Raw genomic sequence first — 18466 nt, 5'->3', positions numbered from 1 at the left:
GGTCTATCCTTGATCGGCGTGCAACGGGCTGCATGTAGTGGTTTTCGAAAACCCACTACCTGAGGGAGTGTCGAACAAAAGTTAGAAATAGCTGAAATTTCTTTTATTTTGGCAGCCAGCATCAAGCTTTTACCTTTTGTAGTTGGAAAAAGACCAACCTTAACGATTATTCTCACAACGCAGCCGGGGGCCACAAGCCGCTCTTCTGTAGTTTTACTACTCGTATATACATTAGACGGGCTGAAATGCCGGATGATTTGTAGTAAAACTACACGCCGCCGGAACAACCTGTCGGCAATCCAAGAATTCATAACGTCTGCCCACAAGGCCAGTCGCTAACTCAGGCAACCGATTCTGGTAGCCTTTCCGCCCTGGAGCAAGCCATGCAAGACCTCGATCCCGTCGAAACCCAGGAATGGCTGGACGCCCTGGAATCGGTTCTCGACAAAGAAGGCGAAGACCGTGCTCACTATTTGATGACCCGTATGGGTGAACTGGCGACCCGCAGCGGTTCGCAGTTGCCTTACGCCATCACCACGCCTTACCGCAACACCATCCCGGTAACCCACGAAGCACGCATGCCTGGCGACCTGTTCATGGAACGCCGCATTCGCTCGCTGGTACGCTGGAACGCGATGGCCATGGTAATGCGTACGAACCTGAAGGATTCTGACCTCGGCGGTCACATCTCCAGCTTCGCCTCCAGTGCGACCCTGTATGACATCGGCTTCAACTACTTCTTCCAGGCCCCGACCGAAGAACACGGCGGCGACCTGATCTACTTCCAGGGCCACACCTCGCCAGGCGTTTACGCCCGCGCATTCATGGAAGGCCGCATCACCGAAGACCAGATGAACAACTTCCGCCAGGAAGTCGACGGTCAGGGCCTGTCGTCCTACCCGCACCCTTGGCTGATGCCTGATTTCTGGCAGTTCCCGACCGTATCCATGGGTCTGGGCCCGATCCAGGCGATCTACCAGGCACGTTTCATGAAGTACCTGGAGCACCGTGGTTTCATCCAGCCAGGCAAACAGAAAGTCTGGTGCTTCCTGGGCGACGGCGAGTGCGACGAGCCGGAATCCCTGGGCGCTATCTCCCTGGCCGGCCGCGAGAAGCTGGACAACCTGATCTTCGTCATCAACTGCAACCTGCAGCGCCTCGACGGCCCGGTTCGCGGCAACGGCAAGATCATTCAGGAACTCGAAGGCGTGTTCCGCGGTGCTCAGTGGAACGTGACCAAAGTCATCTGGGGCCGTTTCTGGGACCCACTGCTGGCCAAGGACGTCGACGGCATCCTGCAACGCCGCATGGACGAAGTCATCGACGGCGAGTACCAGAACTACAAAGCCAAAGACGGCGCGTTCGTACGTGAACACTTCTTCAACACGCCAGAACTCAAGGCGATGGTCGAAGATCTGTCCGACGACGAGATCTGGAAACTCAACCGTGGCGGCCACGACCCGTACAAGGTCTACGCGGCGTACCACGAAGCGGTCAACCACAAAGAACAACCGACCGTCATCCTGGCCAAGACCATCAAGGGTTATGGCACCGGTGCCGGCGAAGCGAAGAACACTGCGCACAACACCAAGAAAGTCGACGTCGACAGCCTGAAGTTGTTCCGCGACCGCTTCGACATCCCGGTCAAGGACGATGAACTGGAAAACCTGCCATTCTTCAAACCGGAAGAAGGCAGCGCCGAAGCCCGTTACCTGAGCGAACGCCGTACCGCACTGGGCGGCTTCGTACCTCAGCGTCGCGCCAAGAGCTTCAACATCCCGACCCCGCCACTGGAAACCCTCAAGGCGATCCTGGACGGCTCGGGCGACCGCGAAATCTCCACCACCATGGCCTTCGTGCGGATCCTCGCGCAACTGGTCAAGGACAAGGAAATCGGTCCACGCATCGTACCGATCATCCCGGACGAAGCCCGTACCTTCGGTATGGAAGGCATGTTCCGTCAGCTGGGCATCTACTCCTCCGTCGGCCAGCTCTACGAGCCAGTCGATAAAGACCAGGTGATGTTCTACAAGGAAGACCAGAAGGGCCAGATCCTCGAAGAAGGCATCAACGAAGCGGGCGCCATGAGCTCCTTCATCGCTGCCGGTACTTCGTACTCCAGCCACAACCAGCCGATGCTGCCGTTCTACATCTTCTACTCGATGTTCGGCTTCCAGCGTATCGGCGACCTGGCCTGGGCCGCTGGCGACAGCCGCACCCGTGGCTTCCTGATTGGCGGCACCGCCGGCCGTACCACCCTGAACGGTGAAGGCCTGCAACACGAAGACGGTCACAGCCACCTGCTGGCCGCGACCATCCCGAACTGCCGCACCTACGATCCAACCTACGGCTACGAGCTGGCGGTGATCATTCAGGACGGCATGAAGAAGATGACCGAAGAGCAACAGGACGTCTTCTACTACATCACCGTGATGAACGAGTCGTACCAGCAGCCAGCCATGCCGGCCGGTGCCGAAGAAGGCATCAAGAAAGGCATGTACCTGCTCGAAGAAGACAACCGCGAAGCGGCGCACCACGTTCAGCTGATGGGCTCCGGCACCATCCTGCGTGAAGTCCGTGAAGCAGCGAAGATCCTGCGTGAACAGTTCAACGTCGGCGCCGACGTGTGGAGCGTTACCAGCTTCAACGAACTGCGTCGCGACGGCCTGGCCGTTGAGCGCACCAACCGTCTGCACCCTGGCCAGAAGCCTAAGCTGAGCTATGTGGAAGAGTGCCTGAACGGCCGTCAAGGTCCGGTCATTGCCTCTACCGACTACATGAAACTGTTCGCCGAGCAGATCCGTCAGTGGGTACCGTCCAAGGAATTCAAAGTCCTGGGCACCGACGGTTTCGGCCGCAGCGACAGCCGCAAGAAACTGCGTCATTTCTTCGAAGTCGACCGTCATTTCGTGGTGTTGGCAGCCCTGGAAGCACTGGCTGACCGTGGCGATATCGAACCTAAAGTGGTGGCTGAAGCCATCGCCAAGTTCGGGATCGACCCGGAAAAACGCAACCCACTGGACTGCTGAGGAGAGATTCTGTGAGCGAACTCATTCGCGTACCTGACATCGGCAGCGGTGAAGGTGAAGTAATTGAACTGTTTGTGAAGGTCGGCGACCGTATCGAAGCCGACCAGAGCATCCTGACACTTGAGTCGGACAAGGCGAGCATGGAAGTGCCTGCGCCGAAGGCCGGTATCATCAAGAGCCTGAAAGTGAAGCTGGGCGATCGCCTGAAAGAAGGCGACGAACTGCTGGAGCTGGAAGTCGAAGGTGCCGCTACTGCGGCTCCTGCGGCTGCCGCACCGGCGGCCAAGGCTGAAGCCAAACCGGCTGCTGCACCTGCCGCCGCTCCTGCTCCTGCTCCTGCTGCGCCGGCTGCTGCCAGCGTTCAGCAAGTGCACGTGCCGGACATCGGTTCGTCGGGCAAGGCCCAGATCATCGAGATCCAGGTCAAGGTCGGCGACACCGTCGCGGCTGATCAGTCGCTGATCACCCTGGAGTCCGACAAGGCGAGCATGGAAATCCCGTCGCCTGCCGCTGGCGTGGTCAAGGCCATCAGCGTCAAGCTCAACGACGAAGTCGGCACCGGCGACCTGATCCTGGATCTGGAAGTGGCGGGTGCTGCTGCACCGGCTGCTGCTCCGGCCCAGGCTGCCGCTCCGGCACCCGCCGCTGCACCTGCTGCTGCCGCAGCCCCGGCCGCTCCAGTGGCCGACAGCGTTCAGGACATCCATGTTCCGGACATCGGTTCGGCGGGCAAGGCCAAGATCATCGAAGTCCTGGTCAAGGCCGGCGACACCGTTGTGGCCGACCAGTCGCTGATCACCCTGGAATCCGACAAGGCGAGCATGGAAATCCCGTCGCCAGCCGCTGGCGTGGTGGAAAGCGTTTCCATCAAGCTCGACGACGAAGTCGGAACCGGCGACCTGATCCTGAAACTGAAAGTCAAAGGCGCCGCTCCTGCTGCACCTGTTGCTGCGACCGCACCTGCCGCTGCTGCTCCGAGCGCTCCGGCTCCAGTCGCTGCTGCTCCGGCTGCCGCTGCTCCTGCTGCTGCCCCGGTTGCTGCTCCAGCCAAGCCAGGCGCCAAAGTTCACGCCGGCCCTGCCGTGCGTCAACTGGCCCGCGAATTCGGCGTCGAGCTGAGCGCCGTTGGCGCCAGCGGCCCGCACGGTCGCATCCTGAAGGAAGACGTGCAGGTTTACGTCAAAGCCATGATGCAGAAGGCCAAGGAAGCACCGGCCGCTGCTGCTGGCGCAAGCGGTGGCGCGGGCATCCCGCCGATTCCGGTCGTGGACTTCAGCCGCTTCGGTGAAATCGAAGAAGTGCCGATGACCCGCCTGATGCAGGTCGGCGCCGCCAACCTGCACCGCAGCTGGCTGAACGTACCGCACGTGACGCAATTCGACTCGGCGGATATCACCGAGCTCGAAGCGTTCCGTGTTGCCCAGAAGGCCGTTGCAGAGAAGGCCGGCGTCAAGCTGACCATCCTGCCGTTGCTGCTCAAGACCTGCGCGCACCTGCTCAAGGAACTGCCGGACTTCAACAGCTCGCTGGCGCCAAGCGGCAAAGCGATCATCCGCAAGAAATACGTGAACATCGGCTTCGCCGTCGACACCCCGGATGGCCTGCTGGTACCGGTCATCAAGAACGTCGACCAGAAGAGCCTGCTGCAATTGGCCGCCGAGGCTGCTTCCCTGGCTGAAAAAGCCCGGACCAAGAAGCTCTCGTCGGACGAGATGCAAGGCGCCTGCTTCACCATTTCCAGCCTCGGCCACATTGGCGGCACCGGCTTCACGCCGATCGTCAACGCGCCGGAAGTGGCGATCCTCGGTGTTTCCAAGGCAACCATCCAGCCAGTCTGGGACGGCAAAGCCTTCCAGCCGAAACTGATGCTGCCGCTGTCGCTGTCCTACGATCACCGTGTGATCAACGGCGCCGCTGCTGCACGCTTCACCAAGCGTCTGAGCGATCTGCTGGGCGACATCCGCACCATGCTCCTGTAACACCGACCGGCCCTCCTTCTCCGGAGGGCCTGTTGCGTTCCACGTTTCCGAGCGCCACGCTCGTACCTCAACCCCGCCAATTTGGCGGGGCTTTTTTTTGCCTGAAGTTATTACTTAAAACGTCTTCCTACATTTGTGGCTGATACCGCCCACAACTCGAGTCCATTTCTGCCAGATATTTTTTCGGGCCAAATAACTAGTCTTGGCTGGAAGACTACTTATTACATCCGAAACAACCATCTGACTAATTCATTAGCAGCCGAATGGACTCAAACATGTTCAAACCCACTGTCGGCCCGATTATTGGCCACACCACAACTAATCACGCCCGTATTTTTTTACGCGGCGAACACAATAAAGACACCTTGGTATTTGCTGGCATTCGCTATAGACGACAAGGTGAAGATCACTGGTCAAAAGGTAACTTTGCGAAACTCGAACCCGAGCACGACATGTGCGAAGTTATCGTGCTGAACAACCTGTCCGCCGACTCCGACTATGAATATCAGGCCGGGTGGTTCAGCCTGACCAGCCCGGCGCACACCGTCGACACGGTGAAGGAACTGCCGCTGCAATGGTCACGGCAGGTTTATCACTTGCGTACCCGTTCCAGCCAGTCCAGCCTGCCAAGGGCCTACATTGTCGGCTCTTGCCGATACCTGCGCATGACCGCAGGCATAGCATCCGCCCCTCACTTGGGCGACAGAGTCTTTGCTTCGATTTCACGTTTGGTGGAGCAAGCCAGTCCTCCCGTCAGCGCGCTGGTGATGACGGGAGACCAAATCTATGTCGATGACTTGAACATTATTGCCCCTGATCGGGAACTCAAGGAAATCCTCCATAAATATCGCGTGGCGTTTTCGCAGATAAATATCGCAAGGTTAATGTCCAATCTGCCCACTTACATGATCCTTGACGACCATGAAATAGAGGACAACTGGCCCGCCAACAAGAGCAAGTCCGATGAGTACTTATATGCAAACGCAATCAGGGCCTATGAGTTGTATCAGGCCAGTCATAGTCCTGCCCATGCACTAACTGATGATGGACTGACAAATAAACGACTGGACAAATACTGGTATCAATTTACTGAAGGTGATACCGAATGGTTTGTTACCGACAGTCGGACCCGACGCAATCTGTCGGCCACTGACCGACGCATTCTCGACGCAGCCCAGGAACAAGCCTTGTGCGACTGGCTGATCCACAGCCCGGCACGGGTCAAATTCGTGGTCACCAGTGTCATGTTCTACCCTGACCGCAAACGCACGGATGATGACGCCTGGCAGGCCTTTCCAGAGCAACGGCTACGGTTGCTGGAGACCATCCGCACACACCGCATCAAGAATGTCTTCTTCATTTCCGGCGATGTCCACGGCTCGCTGACCAGTCGGCTGAGCCACAGCGAGGATGCGGACTTCGAGGTCCACACCATCGTCTCGTCACCGCTGTGCAACAGCAAAATGCTGCCCTATGCCACGACCGCCACATTCGTCCTCGATCACCCCCTGGTCCGCACCACCGCAGGCGACTATCGACATGAACTGAGCAGCAAGGTGATCAGCCAGGATAATTTTGCACACCTGGTCGTCGATGCCGGGCAGCTTCAGGTGAATTTCCACGACCGGGAGGGCAAGCATTTGCAGTCCATTGTCATCCCGATTCGCTGACCCGGAAACAGATCGCAGTCACTGGCAATACTTGCAAAACTGCGATTTTTCAGCGACTGGCAATACTTTCTGCCACGGACTGAAGAAAACTTGTCGTCTGCCGACATATTCTTATAGCACTTGGCCTTCATCTCTCTTGTCAGTCGGTGTCGCAATGATGCAACCTTGCCGCAGGCAACAGTAAAGAGGGCGAGAGCCCAGCGCGTTCAGCATATTCGAAGCGAGTTTCCCTCCATGAAAAGCCAGCCCGATGCCGCCAGCCGTATGGTGGCCGAGGTAGTGACGCAGTTGCCTGTGCCCTCGCGGCTCGGCATGCTGCGTTTCGAACGGCTTAATGAACCCAGCTGGGCGCTGCTGTTTCTCGATCCCAATTGCGAACGCCAGTTCGGCCTGCCAGCCGTGGAACTGTGTGCGCTGGTGGGCTCGCCCTACGCCAGCCTGATGGAGCCGCTAGCGCGCTATCAACTGCACGACGCAGTCCAGCAACAGCTGACTGAAAGCCCGCACTACCTGATCCGCTATACCCTGCACACCGCCGCTGGCTCCCTGACTCTGCTGGAGCTGGGCGAAGCCTACAAACAACACAATCGACACCTGTTGCGCGGCTACCTGCTGGTCATCGACGGCCTGTTCGAGGATGACCCGCTGCAACCGGCCATGGACCTTGAAACCCAGAACTCGCGCCTGCAAATCGCCCTGGAACTCAATCAGCGTGCCCAGCAGGAGCAACTGCTGCATCTGGAGCGGGTGCGAGCCCAGCAGGATCTGATCCTGCTGCTCACCCGTCAACGCTACAGCAGCAACAACTCCTTGCGCGAAGCCGCCGAGCTGATCACTCGCAGCGCCTGCGACATCTACGAAATCGACAGTGCCAGCCTGTGGCACCTCGAAGGCTCGATGCTGGTGCCGATCTCGGCCTATCACCGCACGAATCAGGAATACCTGCTGCCGCAACCGATCGACGTCAGTCTTTTCCCCGATTACCTCGACGCCCTGCACACCGGCCGTGCCATCGACGCCCATAACGCCATGCGCGACCCACGCACCCGGGAGATGGCCGAAAGCCTGCGCCCGCGGGACGTCAACGCAATGCTCGACGCCAGTATCCGCGTCGATGGCCAGGTGGTCGGCGTTTTGTGCCTGGAGCAAACCGGGGCAACCCGCGCCTGGCAGTCGGATGAAATCGCGTTCGCCGGAGAACTGGCGGACCAGTTTGCCCAGGTCATCAGCAACCACAACCGGCGAACCGCCACCAGCGCCCTGCACCTGTTCCAGCGTGCGGTCGAACAAAGTGCCAACGCCTTTTTGCTGGTCAACTGCGATGGCGTGGTGGAATACGTCAACCCGAGCTTCACCGCGATCACCCAATATTCCACCGAAGAAGTGCACGGTCAGCGCCTGTCAGAACTACCGGCCCTGGAGAACCTCAGCGAACTGCTGTTCGATGCACCTTCGGCGCTGGCCAAGAGCAACAGTTGGCAAGGTGAATTCAAGAGCCGCCGGAAAAACCTCGAACCCTACTGGGGCCAATTGTCGATCTCCAAGGTTTACGGCGACAACCGCGAGCTGACCCACTACATCGGCATCTACGAAGACATCACCCAGACCAAGCTCGCCCAACAACGTATCGAGCGCCTGGCCTACACCGACAACCTGACCAACCTCGGCAACCGCCCGGCGTTCATCCGCAACCTCGATGAACGCTTCGCCCGGGACAGCGACGCGCCGATCAGCCTGTTGCTGGTGGACATCGACAACTTCAAGCGGATCAACGACAGCCTCGGCCACCAGACCGGCGACAAACTGCTGATCAGCCTGGCCCGGCGCCTGCGCAACAGCCTGATCCCGAGCGGCAGCCTGGCGCGATTCGCCAGTAACGAATTCGCCGTGTTGCTGGACAACAGCGACCTCACGACGGGCCAGCAAGTGGCCAACCAGTTGCTGGCGACCCTCGACAAACCGATGTTCGTCGACAACCAGTTGATCAGCGTCACCGGCTCCGTGGGCCTGGCCTGTGCGCCACTGCACGGGCGCGACCCGCAAACCCTGATGCGCAATGCCGGGCTGGCGCTGCACAAGGCCAAGGCCAACGGCAAACATCAGGTGCAGGTGTTCACCGAAGCGCTGAACGCCGAGGCCAGCTACAAGCTGTTCGTCGAAAACAACCTGCGCCGCGCCCTGACCCAGAACGAACTCGACGTGTTCTACCAGCCCAAGCTGTGCCTGCGCAGCGGTCGCCTGCTGGGGATGGAAGCCCTGCTGCGCTGGGACCATCCGGAAAAAGGCATGATCCGCCCGGATCAGTTCATCAGCGTCGCCGAGGAAACCGGGCTGATCATTCCGATCGGCAAGTGGATCGCCCGCCAGGCCTGCCGCATGAGCAAAGCGCTGACCGCCGCCGGCCTGGGCAACCTGCAAGTGGCGATCAACCTGTCGCCCAAGCAGTTTTCCGACCCGGACCTGGTGGCCTCCATTGCCAACATCCTCAAGGAAGAAGCCCTGCCGGCGCATTTGCTGGAGCTGGAGCTGACCGAAGGCCTGCTGCTGGAGGCTACCGAAGACACCCACTTGCAGCTCGACCAGCTCAAGCGCCTGGGCCTGACTCTGGCCATGGACGACTTCGGCACCGGTTACTCGTCGCTCAGTTACTTGAAAAAATTCCCCATCGACATCATCAAGATCGATCGAAGCTTTATCCACGAAATCCCGGACAACCAGGACGACATGGAAATCACCTCCGCGGTGATCGCCATGGCCCACAACCTGAAACTCAAGGTCGTGGCTGAAGGCATCGAAACCGCCGAGCAGTTGTCGTTCCTGCGTCGTCATCGCTGCGACGTCGGCCAGGGCTACCTGTTCGACCGTCCGATCCCGGGCAATGAGCTGATCGACAAGCTCAAACGCTACCCGCGTGGCCCAATCGCCTGACAGACACAGAACCTGTGGCAGACATAAACTCTGTGGCAGGCAAAAAACCTGTGGGAGCGAGCTTGCTCGCGATAGCGGTGGACCAGTCAGCTCCCATGACACCGACACACCGCTATCGCGAGCAGACTCACCCCTACAGGGGTAGTGCGTATCGGGCAGGTATTGGGCACACTGACGGTCTGTTTATTTACAACCCAACCTGACTGAGAGGACTGATCATGGTTCTGCGCTCGGAAATTCTGGTGAACAAAAACGTGCTCCCTACTAAAGAACAAGCTCTGCCTGGCCGCGAAACCGCGATGACCCTGCCTGAAAAGCACTTTGTGTTTAAAGACACCCCCTTGCTCGGCCCGTTCTTCGAAGATGTCGACTTCGCGATCTTCGGCCTCGGCTGCTTCTGGGGCGCGGAACGCCGCTTCTGGCAGCGTGAAGGCGTGGTCAGTACCGTGGTCGGCTACGCCGGCGGTTTCACACCGAACCCGACCTACGAAGAAGTCTGCTCGGGCCTGACCGGTCACGCCGAAGTGGTGCTGGTGGTGTATGACAAGGCCAAGGTCAGCTACGAAGAACTGCTGGCGATGTTCTGGGAACTGCACAACCCGACGCAAGGCATGCGCCAGGGCAATGACATCGGCACCCAGTACCGTTCGGTGATCTACGCCACTAGCCCGGAACAACTGGACGCGGCGCTCAAGAGCAAGGAAACCTACCAGGCCGAGCTGTCCAAGGCTGGTCTCGGTGAAATCAGCACCGAAATCGACCAGGCCCCGACCGTCTACTTTGCCGAGACGTATCACCAGCAATACCTGGCGAAAAACCCGGAAGGCTATTGCGGCATCGGCGGCACAGGCGTGACCTGCCCGATCTGACAACTGACCGTAGGAGCGAGCCCGCTCGCGAAAAACCAAAGGACGCCGCTGGGCATCCGGTTTTACGCGTTAACGTTCACAACCTTCGCGAGCAAGCTCGCTCCTACAGATCAACTCTCGGCAATCAACCAATCCATCCGCCACCCACCCTGGGTCTGCCCAAGCTTCTCGGACAACCAAGGCAGCAGCTCACGCAATTCTTCCTCCAGCCCCCACGGCGGATTGGCGATCGCCAGCCCGGAACCGTTCAGGCTGTTGGGCGTATCCAGCGGATGCACCAGCAACTCCACCCGCAACAACTTCGGCGCACCGGTACCGGCCAGGTCCTGATAGAAGCGGCGCAACGCGCGCTGATCCTTCACCGGGTACCAGATTGCCGCCACTGTCTGACGCATCCGGCCAATCGCTTCCTTCAACGACGCGGCACAGCGCTGCATCTCATCGAGCTTCTCGAACGGCGGATCGATCAACATCACCGCACGCTTCTCCGGCACCGGCAGCAAGGCCCGCGACACATGCCAGCCCTCACCCAAGTGAACCTTGACCCGACGATCACCGGCCATGTTGTCCTTGAGCAGCACACCATCTTCCGGGTGCTTCTCATTGAGCAACACGCGATCCTGCGGACGGGTCAGGCGCCGCGCCAGCTCCGGCGACCCCGGGTAATAGCGCAACTGGCCATCCGGGTTCATCTCGTGCAGCACCTGCATGTAATCAGCGGTCAGGATCGGCAGATCCGGCTGATCCCACAAACGCGCAATGCCTTCCAGGTACTCACCGGTACGATTGGCCTGATCACCCTGAAGGTCATACAGACCGATGCCGGCGTGGGTATCGAGATAGGCAAACGGCTGCTCCTTGCGCGACATCAGGGCGATGAGGCGGGTCAAGGTCAGGTGTTTGAACACATCGGCGTGATTGCCGGCATGGAAGGCGTGACGATAATTCATGGCTGCTCCTGCGAAGGCCGGGAAGTTTACCTTTTACCGGCCGGCAAGTCAGGGGTTGGCAGCCAAGCGGCCGGTGAGGCACTACGAAGCCCTGTGGCGAGGGGGCTTGCCCCCGTTCGACTGCAAAGCAGTCGCCAACCCCAAGTACTGCGGTGTGCCTGATAACACCGGGTCGCTGAACTCAGGGTTGCTGCGCAACCCAACGGGGGCAAGCCCCCTCACCACAAAAGCCACCCGGCGCTACGCCGAAGGCCGTGCCCGCAACCGCCGCCCAACCACATCCAGCACATCACAGCCATCGCGCAACGTAATTGCGCAGAGCAAGGCGAAATCGCTGAGGATGAAGGGCTCGCACTCGATCGAGCCGCGCATGGACAGGGTGGGCATATCGGTGCAGTTGCTGGTCAATGCCATGAAGCGGTTGTCGGGATGGGGGATTGGCTTTACGTAGGGTGGGTCGGGGTGAATCGTTTTCATTTTTTAAACCTCTGGTAGAAGTGAGGGCTACCATCGGCCTTCCTACAGGCTTGGGTGGCAGCCATACGCGGGGTAGGAATATCGAGACCAGAGAACTCGACCACGCCGAAGCGTGCCCGCGCACAGCCGCCGAAACAGATCTTACGGGCGCAAGTTAGTGGCCGCAAATCAGGTGTCGATGCCAAGCGTGTCTCATGGTCTTAACGGGTTCCTACACCCCACCACTGAATTGTCAGTGACCGCCAAAGACTATCGATGGATCTCCGGTCGCACCAGTTCATGAAAACCGCTACTTTTTGAAGGAAACGTCCGAGGACCCTGCCCGGAAAATTCGCACCACGGATATCGGTGAAGCAAAAAAAACGGCCCGCACTGTTAAAGCTGCGAGCCGTTCTTTTATCAGAGGCGGGAAGAGTTCAACCCATCACTCATCACTTGTTCAAACGATAGTCCGCCTCAGCAGCAGCAAAACGCTGGAACATGCCGGCAGTCGGCGTGCCCATTTTGCTGACGAAGTAGATCGCCAGGCTGGCGAAGATGAAACCAGGGATGATTTCGTACAGGCCCAGCAGTTCGAAGTGTTTCCAGACGATCACGGTGATCGCGCCGACCAGGATACCGGCCAGTGCGCCGTTGCGGGTCATGTCTTTCCAGATCACGGAGATCAGCACGACCGGACCGAATGCGGCACCGAAACCGGCCCAGGCGTAGCTCACCAGACCCAGTACACGGTTTTCCGGGTTGGACGCCAGGGCGATCGCCACCAGGGCAACCAACAACACCATGGCACGGCCGACCCACACCAGTTCCAGCTGCGAAGCGGATTTACGCAGGAAGGTCTTGTAGAAGTCTTCGGTCAGGGCGCTCGAGCACACCAGCAACTGGCAGCTCAGGGTGCTCATGACGGCAGCCAGAATGGCCGACAGCAGGATACCCGCGATCCATGGGTTGAACAGGATCTTGGCCAGTTCGATGAACACACGCTCGTGGTTCTCGGTGACTGCGCCAGCCACGTCCGGGTGCGCCGAGAAGTAGGCGATACCGAAGAAGCCGACTGCCACGGTGCCGCCCAGGCACAGGATCATCCAGGTCATGGAAATGCGACGGGCGTTGGCGATCGATTTAACCGAATCGGCAGCCATGAAACGCGCCAGGATATGCGGCTGGCCGAAGTAGCCCAGACCCCAGCCCATCAGCGAGATGATGCCGATGAAAGTGGTGCCCTTGAGCATGTCGAAGTTGCTTGGATCTTGCGCTTCGATGGCCAGGAAAGTGGTGTCGACGCCGCCGGTGGCCAGCAACACGATAACCGGCGTCAGGATCAACGCGAAGATCATCAGGGTGGCTTGTACGGTATCGGTCCAGCTCACGGCCAGGAAACCACCGATAAAGGTGTAGGCAATCGTCGCCGCAGCACCGGCCCACAGCGCAGTCTCGTAGGACATGCCGAAGGTGCTTTCGAACAGACGGGCGCCGGCCACGATGCCGGAAGCACAGTAGATGGTGAAGAACACCAGGATCACGACCGCGGAGATGATCCGCAGCAGGCCGCTTTTGTCTTCGAAACGGCTGGCGAAGTAGTCCGGCAGGGTCAGTGCATCACCGTTGTGCTCGGTCTGCACACGCAGACGGCCGGCGACGAACAGCCAGTTCAGGTAGGCGCCGACGATCAGGCCGATGGCGATCCAGCTTTCGGAAAGGCCGGACATGTAGATTGCGCCGGGCAAGCCCATCAACAACCAGCCGCTCATGTCGGAGGCACCGGCGGACAGTGCGGTCACGACGCTGCCCAGGCTACGACCGCCCAGAATGTAGTCGGAAAGGTTGTTGGTGGAGCGATAGGCCATCAAGCCGATCAGCACCATTGCTGCGATGTAGATCACGAACGTGATCAGGGTTGGATTGCTTACGCTCATTAAGTTACGCCCTGGCTTTGTTTTTATGTAGCTGCGGCTGGTGAACCGCTCGCAAACGCATACGTTTGACAGACGATCCGGATTCCCGCGCATTTATGACTGATGTTTCCCCAGGAAAGCCATCAGCCGGAGCACCCGGGTTTCGACCGGGTTGCACCTTGGGCGCGAATGCTATTCAACAAAGCAAATAAGGTGCAACCAGTTTCTTGAGAATAAGTTGCACCCAGTCGGAAATAAATTTCAAACCCGGTTTTTTGCTCCTTTTCGGAGCAAGAACCCGGGCCAACCACCCTAAAAAGCACCAAGCAAAGGCAGCACCGCCGTACCAGAATTTATTTCCTGACGAGCTGCGTAATATTCCGACAAAAAAAGGGTTGCACCCGGTTGCACCTCAACAGTCGCACGGCTAATCTTGCCGCCAGCTGATGCCACGCAGTCGTGGCAAACATGAGGATAAAAACATGGCTACCACCACCCTTGGGGTCAAACTTGACGACCCGACCCGCGAACGCCTCAAGGCCGCCGCGACCTCGATTGATCGCACGCCGCACTGGCTGATCAAGCAGGCAATCTTCAATTACCTGGAAAAACTCGAGGGTGGTGCAACCCTGTCCGAGCTGAACGGTTCGACCAAGGATTCCGACGACTCCGTCGACGCGCCTCTGGATCACGCCCACCAGTGTTTCCTGGAATTCGCCGAAAGCATCCTGCCGCAATCGGTACTGCGCGCGTCGATCACCGCCGCCTACCGTCGCCCTGAGCCGGAAGTCGTGCCGATGCTGATCGAGCAGGCTCGCTTGCCGGCACCGATGGCCGAAGCCACCAACAAACTCGCCGCCTCGATTGCTGAAAAACTGCGCAACCAGAAGAGCGCCGGCGGCCGTGCCGGCATCGTCCAGGGCCTGCTGCAGGAGTTCTCCCTGTCGTCCCAGGAAGGCGTGGCGCTGATGTGCCTGGCCGAAGCGCTGCTGCGCATCCCGGACAAAGGCACCCGCGACGCCCTGATCCGCGACAAGATCAGCACCGGCAACTGGCAGCCGCACCTGGGCAACAGCCCGTCGCTGTTCGTCAACGCCGCCACCTGGGGCTTGCTGCTGACCGGCAAACTGGTGTCGACCCACAACGAAGCCGGCCTGACTTCGTCCCTGAGCCGCATCATCGGCAAGAGCGGCGAGCCGATGATCCGCAAGGGCGTCGACATGGCCATGCGCCTGATGGGCGAGCAGTTCGTGACCGGCGAAACCATCGCCGAAGCCCTGGCCAACGCCAGCAAGTTCGAAACCAAAGGTTTCCGCTATTCCTACGACATGCTGGGTGAAGCCGCACTCACCGAGCATGACGCGCAGAAGTACCTGGCCTCGTACGAACAAGCCATCCACTCGATCGGCAAAGCCTCCCACGGTCGCGGGATTTATGAAGGCCCGGGCATCTCGATCAAGCTGTCCGCCCTGCACCCGCGCTACAGCCGCGCCCAGTACGAGCGCGTGATGGACGAGCTGTACCCGCGCCTGCTGTCGCTGACCCTGCTGGCCAAGCAATATGACATCGGCCTGAACATCGACGCCGAAGAGGCCGATCGCCTGGAGCTGTCACTGGATCTGCTCGAGCGCCTGTGCTTCGAGCCGCAACTGACTGGCTGGAACGGCATTGGTTTCGTGATCCAGGCTTACCAGAAGCGTTGCCCGTACGTGATCGACTACGTGATCGACCTCGCTCGCCGCAGCCGTCATCGCCTGATGATCCGCCTGGTAAAAGGCGCGTACTGGGACAGCGAAATCAAGCGCGCCCAGGTCGAAGGCCTGGAAGGCTACCCGGTCTACACCCGCAAGGTGTACACCGACGTGTCCTACATCGCTTGCGCCCGCAAGCTGCTGTCGGTGCCGGAAGTCATCTACCCGCAGTTCGCCACGCACAACGCCCACACCCTGTCGGCCATTTATCACATCGCCGGTCAGAACTATTACCCGGGCCAGTACGAGTTCCAGTGCCTGCACGGCATGGGTGAACCGCTGTACGAACAGGTTGTAGGCAAAGTTTCCGAAGGCAAGCTGAACCGTCCGTGCCGCGTGTACGCTCCAGTCGGCACCCACGAAACCCTGCTGGCCTACCTGGTGCGTCGCCTGCTGGAAAACGGCGCGAACACTTCGTTCGTCAACCGTATTGCCGACCAGTCGATTTCGATCCAGGAACTGGTGGCCGATCCGGTAGCCAGCATCGAGCAAATGGCGACCGTGGAAGGTGGTTTCGGCCTGCCGCACCCGCGCATTCCGCTGCCGCGTGACCTGTATGGTTCCGAGCGCGCCAACTCCAGCGGCATCGACATGGCCAACGAACATCGTTTGGCATCCCTGTCCTGCGCGCTGCTCGCTACCGCACACAACCACTGGAAAGCGGCGCCGATGCTCGGTTGCGCTTCCAGCAGCGAAGCCCCGGCACCGGTCTTGAACCCGTCCGATCTGCGTGACGTGGTCGGCCATGTACAGGAAGCGACCGTCGAAGATGTCGACAACGCGATCCAGTGCGCCCTCAACGCTGCACCGATCTGGCAGGCCACGCCGCCCGCCGAGCGCGCCGCGATCCTGGAACGTGCCGCCGATCTGATGGAAGCCGAGATCCAGCCGCTGATGGGCCTGCTGGCCCGCGAAGCCGGCAAGACTTTCGCCAACGCCATCGCCGAAGTGCGTGAAGCCGTGGATTTCCTGCGTTATTACGCGGTGCAGGCACGCAACGATTTCACCAACGACGCTCACCGTCCGTTGGGCCCAGTCGTATGCATCAGCCCGTGGAACTTCCCGCTGGCGATCTTCAGTGGTCAGGTGGCTGCTGCATTGGCCGCTGGTAACCCGGTATTGGCCAAGCCTGCGGAACAAACGCCGCTGGTCGCCGCTCAGGCCGTGCGCCTGATGCTCGAAGCCGGCATCCCGGAAGGCGTGCTGCAACTGCTGCCGGGCCGTGGCGAAACCGTCGGTGCCGGCCTGGTCGGCGACGATCGCGTCAAAGGCGTGATGTTCACCGGTTCCACCGAAGTCGCGCGCTTGCTGCAACGCAACATCGCCGGCCGCCTGGACAGCCAGGGTCGTCCAATCCCGCTGATCGCCGAAACCGGTGGCCAGAACGCGATGATCGTCGACTCCTCGGCACTGACCGAACAGGTTGTGATCGACGTGGTGTCATCGGCGTTCGACAGCGCCGGCCAGCGTTGCTCGGCTCTGCGTGTACTTTGCTTGCAGGAAGATTCCGCCGACCGCGTCATCGAAATGCTCAAAGGTGCCATGGCTGAAAGCCGTCTCGGCAACCCTGAGCGTCTGTCCGTGGACATCGGCCCGGTGATCGACGCCGAAGCCAAGGCTGGCATCGAGAAGCACATCCAGGCCATGCGCGACAAAGGTCGCAGCGTGTACCAGGTGGCCATCGCCGACGCCGAAGAAGTCAAACGCGGCACCTTCGTGATGCCGACACTGATCGAACTGGAAAGCTTCGACGAACTGCAGCGGGAGATCTTCGGCCCGGTGCTGCACGTGGTTCGCTACAAGCGCAAGGACATCGATCAACTGATCGGTCAGATCAACGCTTCCGGCTACGGCCTGACCCTGGGCGTGCACACCCGCATCGACGAGACCATTGCCAAGGTGATCGACAACGTCAACGCCGGTAACGTCTACGTCAACCGCAACATTGTTGGCGCAGTAGTAGGCGTGCAGCCATTCGGCGGCGAAGGCCTGTCGGGTACCGGCCCGAAAGCCGGCGGCCCGCTGTACCTGTACCGCCTGCTGTCGACCCGCCCTGCGGATGCGATCGAACAATCCTTCGCTCGTGGCGATGCTGCCGCGGCACCGGACGTTCGTCTGCGCGATGCCATGAGCAAGCCGCTGACCGCCTTGAAAGCCTGGGCCGACAACCACAAGTTCGCCGACCTGAGTACCCTGTGCGTGCAGTTCGCCGCGCAATCGCAAAGCGGTATCACCCGCCTCCTGGCCGGCCCGACCGGCGAACGCAACAGCTATGCGATCCTGCCACGGGAACACGTGCTGTGCCTGGCGGAAGTCGAAGGCGACCTGCTGACGCAACTGGCGGCGGTATTGGCTGTCGGCGGTTCGGCGGTATGGCCGGAAGCTGACATGACCAAAGCCTTGTTCGCACGCCTGCCGAAGGACATTCAGGCGCGCATCAAGCTGGTTTCCGACTGGAACAAGGACGAAGTGGTGTTTGATGCGGTTCTGCATCACGGCCATTCCGACCAGTTGCGTGCGGTGTGCCAGCAGATTGCCAAGCGTGCCGGCGCCATCGTCGGTGTGCAGGGTCTGTCCCAAGGCGAAACCAACATTGCGCTGGAGCGCCTGGTGATTGAGCGTGCATTGAGCGTCAACACCGCTGCGGCGGGTGGTAATGCCAGTTTGATGACCATCGGCTAAAACCGATAAGCCGGGCTGCCGCATTGGCCGCCCGGTATGCAATCCCCCTGTGGGAGCGAGCTTGCTCGCGATAGCGATCCATCAGTCACCTTCCATATTGACTGATCTGCCGCCATCGCGAGCAAGCTCGCTCCCACAGTTGTTTTGTAGCTCCTGCTAAGGCTCTGCTCTGCCCCACCATCACGCTCATCAATCATGCTATTCAGCATAAATTCACAAGCCTAGACTCGGCCCAT

At 59.9% G+C, this 18466-nt stretch carries 9 protein-coding genes; 6 read left to right on the top strand and 3 right to left on the bottom strand.

The window, feature by feature from the left end:
• The first annotated feature begins 383 nt into the window (after positions 1-383).
• The 5 genes from aceE to msrA all read left to right on the top strand — a co-directional run bounded on the left by aceE (position 384) and on the right by msrA (position 10475).
• Positions 384-3029 (top strand): pyruvate dehydrogenase (acetyl-transferring), homodimeric type, encoded by a 2646-nt coding sequence (gene aceE, locus AC1RP7_RS07730; RefSeq protein WP_057712293.1) that lies wholly within the window; start codon positions 384-386, stop codon positions 3027-3029.
• A gap of 11 nt (positions 3030-3040) precedes the next feature.
• Positions 3041-5008: a dihydrolipoyllysine-residue acetyltransferase gene (gene aceF, locus AC1RP7_RS07725; protein WP_493181563.1), complete on the top strand. Its 1968-nt coding sequence runs from the start codon at positions 3041-3043 to the stop codon at positions 5006-5008.
• Positions 5009-5283: 275 nt separating this feature from the next.
• Positions 5284-6678, top strand: coding sequence for an alkaline phosphatase D family protein (locus AC1RP7_RS07720; protein WP_493181562.1), 1395 nt, complete (start codon positions 5284-5286; stop codon positions 6676-6678).
• A gap of 234 nt (positions 6679-6912) precedes the next feature.
• Positions 6913-9606: a putative bifunctional diguanylate cyclase/phosphodiesterase gene (locus tag AC1RP7_RS07715; protein WP_090452761.1), complete on the top strand. Its 2694-nt coding sequence runs from the start codon at positions 6913-6915 to the stop codon at positions 9604-9606.
• 218 nt (positions 9607-9824) lie between these two features.
• Positions 9825-10475, top strand: coding sequence for a peptide-methionine (S)-S-oxide reductase MsrA (gene msrA, locus AC1RP7_RS07710; protein ID WP_057712297.1), 651 nt, complete (start codon positions 9825-9827; stop codon positions 10473-10475).
• A 110-nt stretch (positions 10476-10585) separates the two neighbouring features.
• Here the strand turns inward: msrA and AC1RP7_RS07705 are convergent, their stop codons facing one another.
• From AC1RP7_RS07705 to putP, 3 genes are all read right to left on the bottom strand, one after another.
• Positions 10586-11425 carry a 23S rRNA (adenine(2030)-N(6))-methyltransferase RlmJ gene (locus AC1RP7_RS07705; protein ID WP_057712298.1) on the bottom strand — a complete coding sequence of 280 codons (840 nt, stop codon included), beginning with the start codon at positions 11423-11425 and terminating at the stop codon, positions 10586-10588.
• A 240-nt stretch (positions 11426-11665) separates the two neighbouring features.
• A complete protein-coding gene (locus tag AC1RP7_RS07700; RefSeq protein WP_493181561.1) occupies positions 11666-11902 on the bottom strand; it encodes a hypothetical protein in 237 nt (78 codons plus the stop codon).
• Between the two features lie 431 nt (positions 11903-12333).
• The gene (putP, locus tag AC1RP7_RS07695; protein WP_057712300.1) at positions 12334-13818 is read right to left on the bottom strand and encodes a sodium/proline symporter PutP; all 1485 of its coding nucleotides are present in this window, start codon (positions 13816-13818) and stop codon (positions 12334-12336) included.
• A 461-nt stretch (positions 13819-14279) separates the two neighbouring features.
• On the opposite strand from putP, the gene putA reads away from it, so the two are divergent.
• Complete coding sequence (gene putA, locus AC1RP7_RS07690; protein WP_493181560.1) at positions 14280-18230, top strand: trifunctional transcriptional regulator/proline dehydrogenase/L-glutamate gamma-semialdehyde dehydrogenase; 3951 nt, start codon at positions 14280-14282, stop codon at positions 18228-18230.
• Positions 18231-18466: the final 236 nt, after the last annotated feature.

It is taken from the genome of Pseudomonas sp. GW822-FHT01E03 (assembly GCF_058802985.1).
Note: the sequence above shows the minus strand (reverse complement) of the source record. Positions and strands in the feature narration are given on the sequence as shown.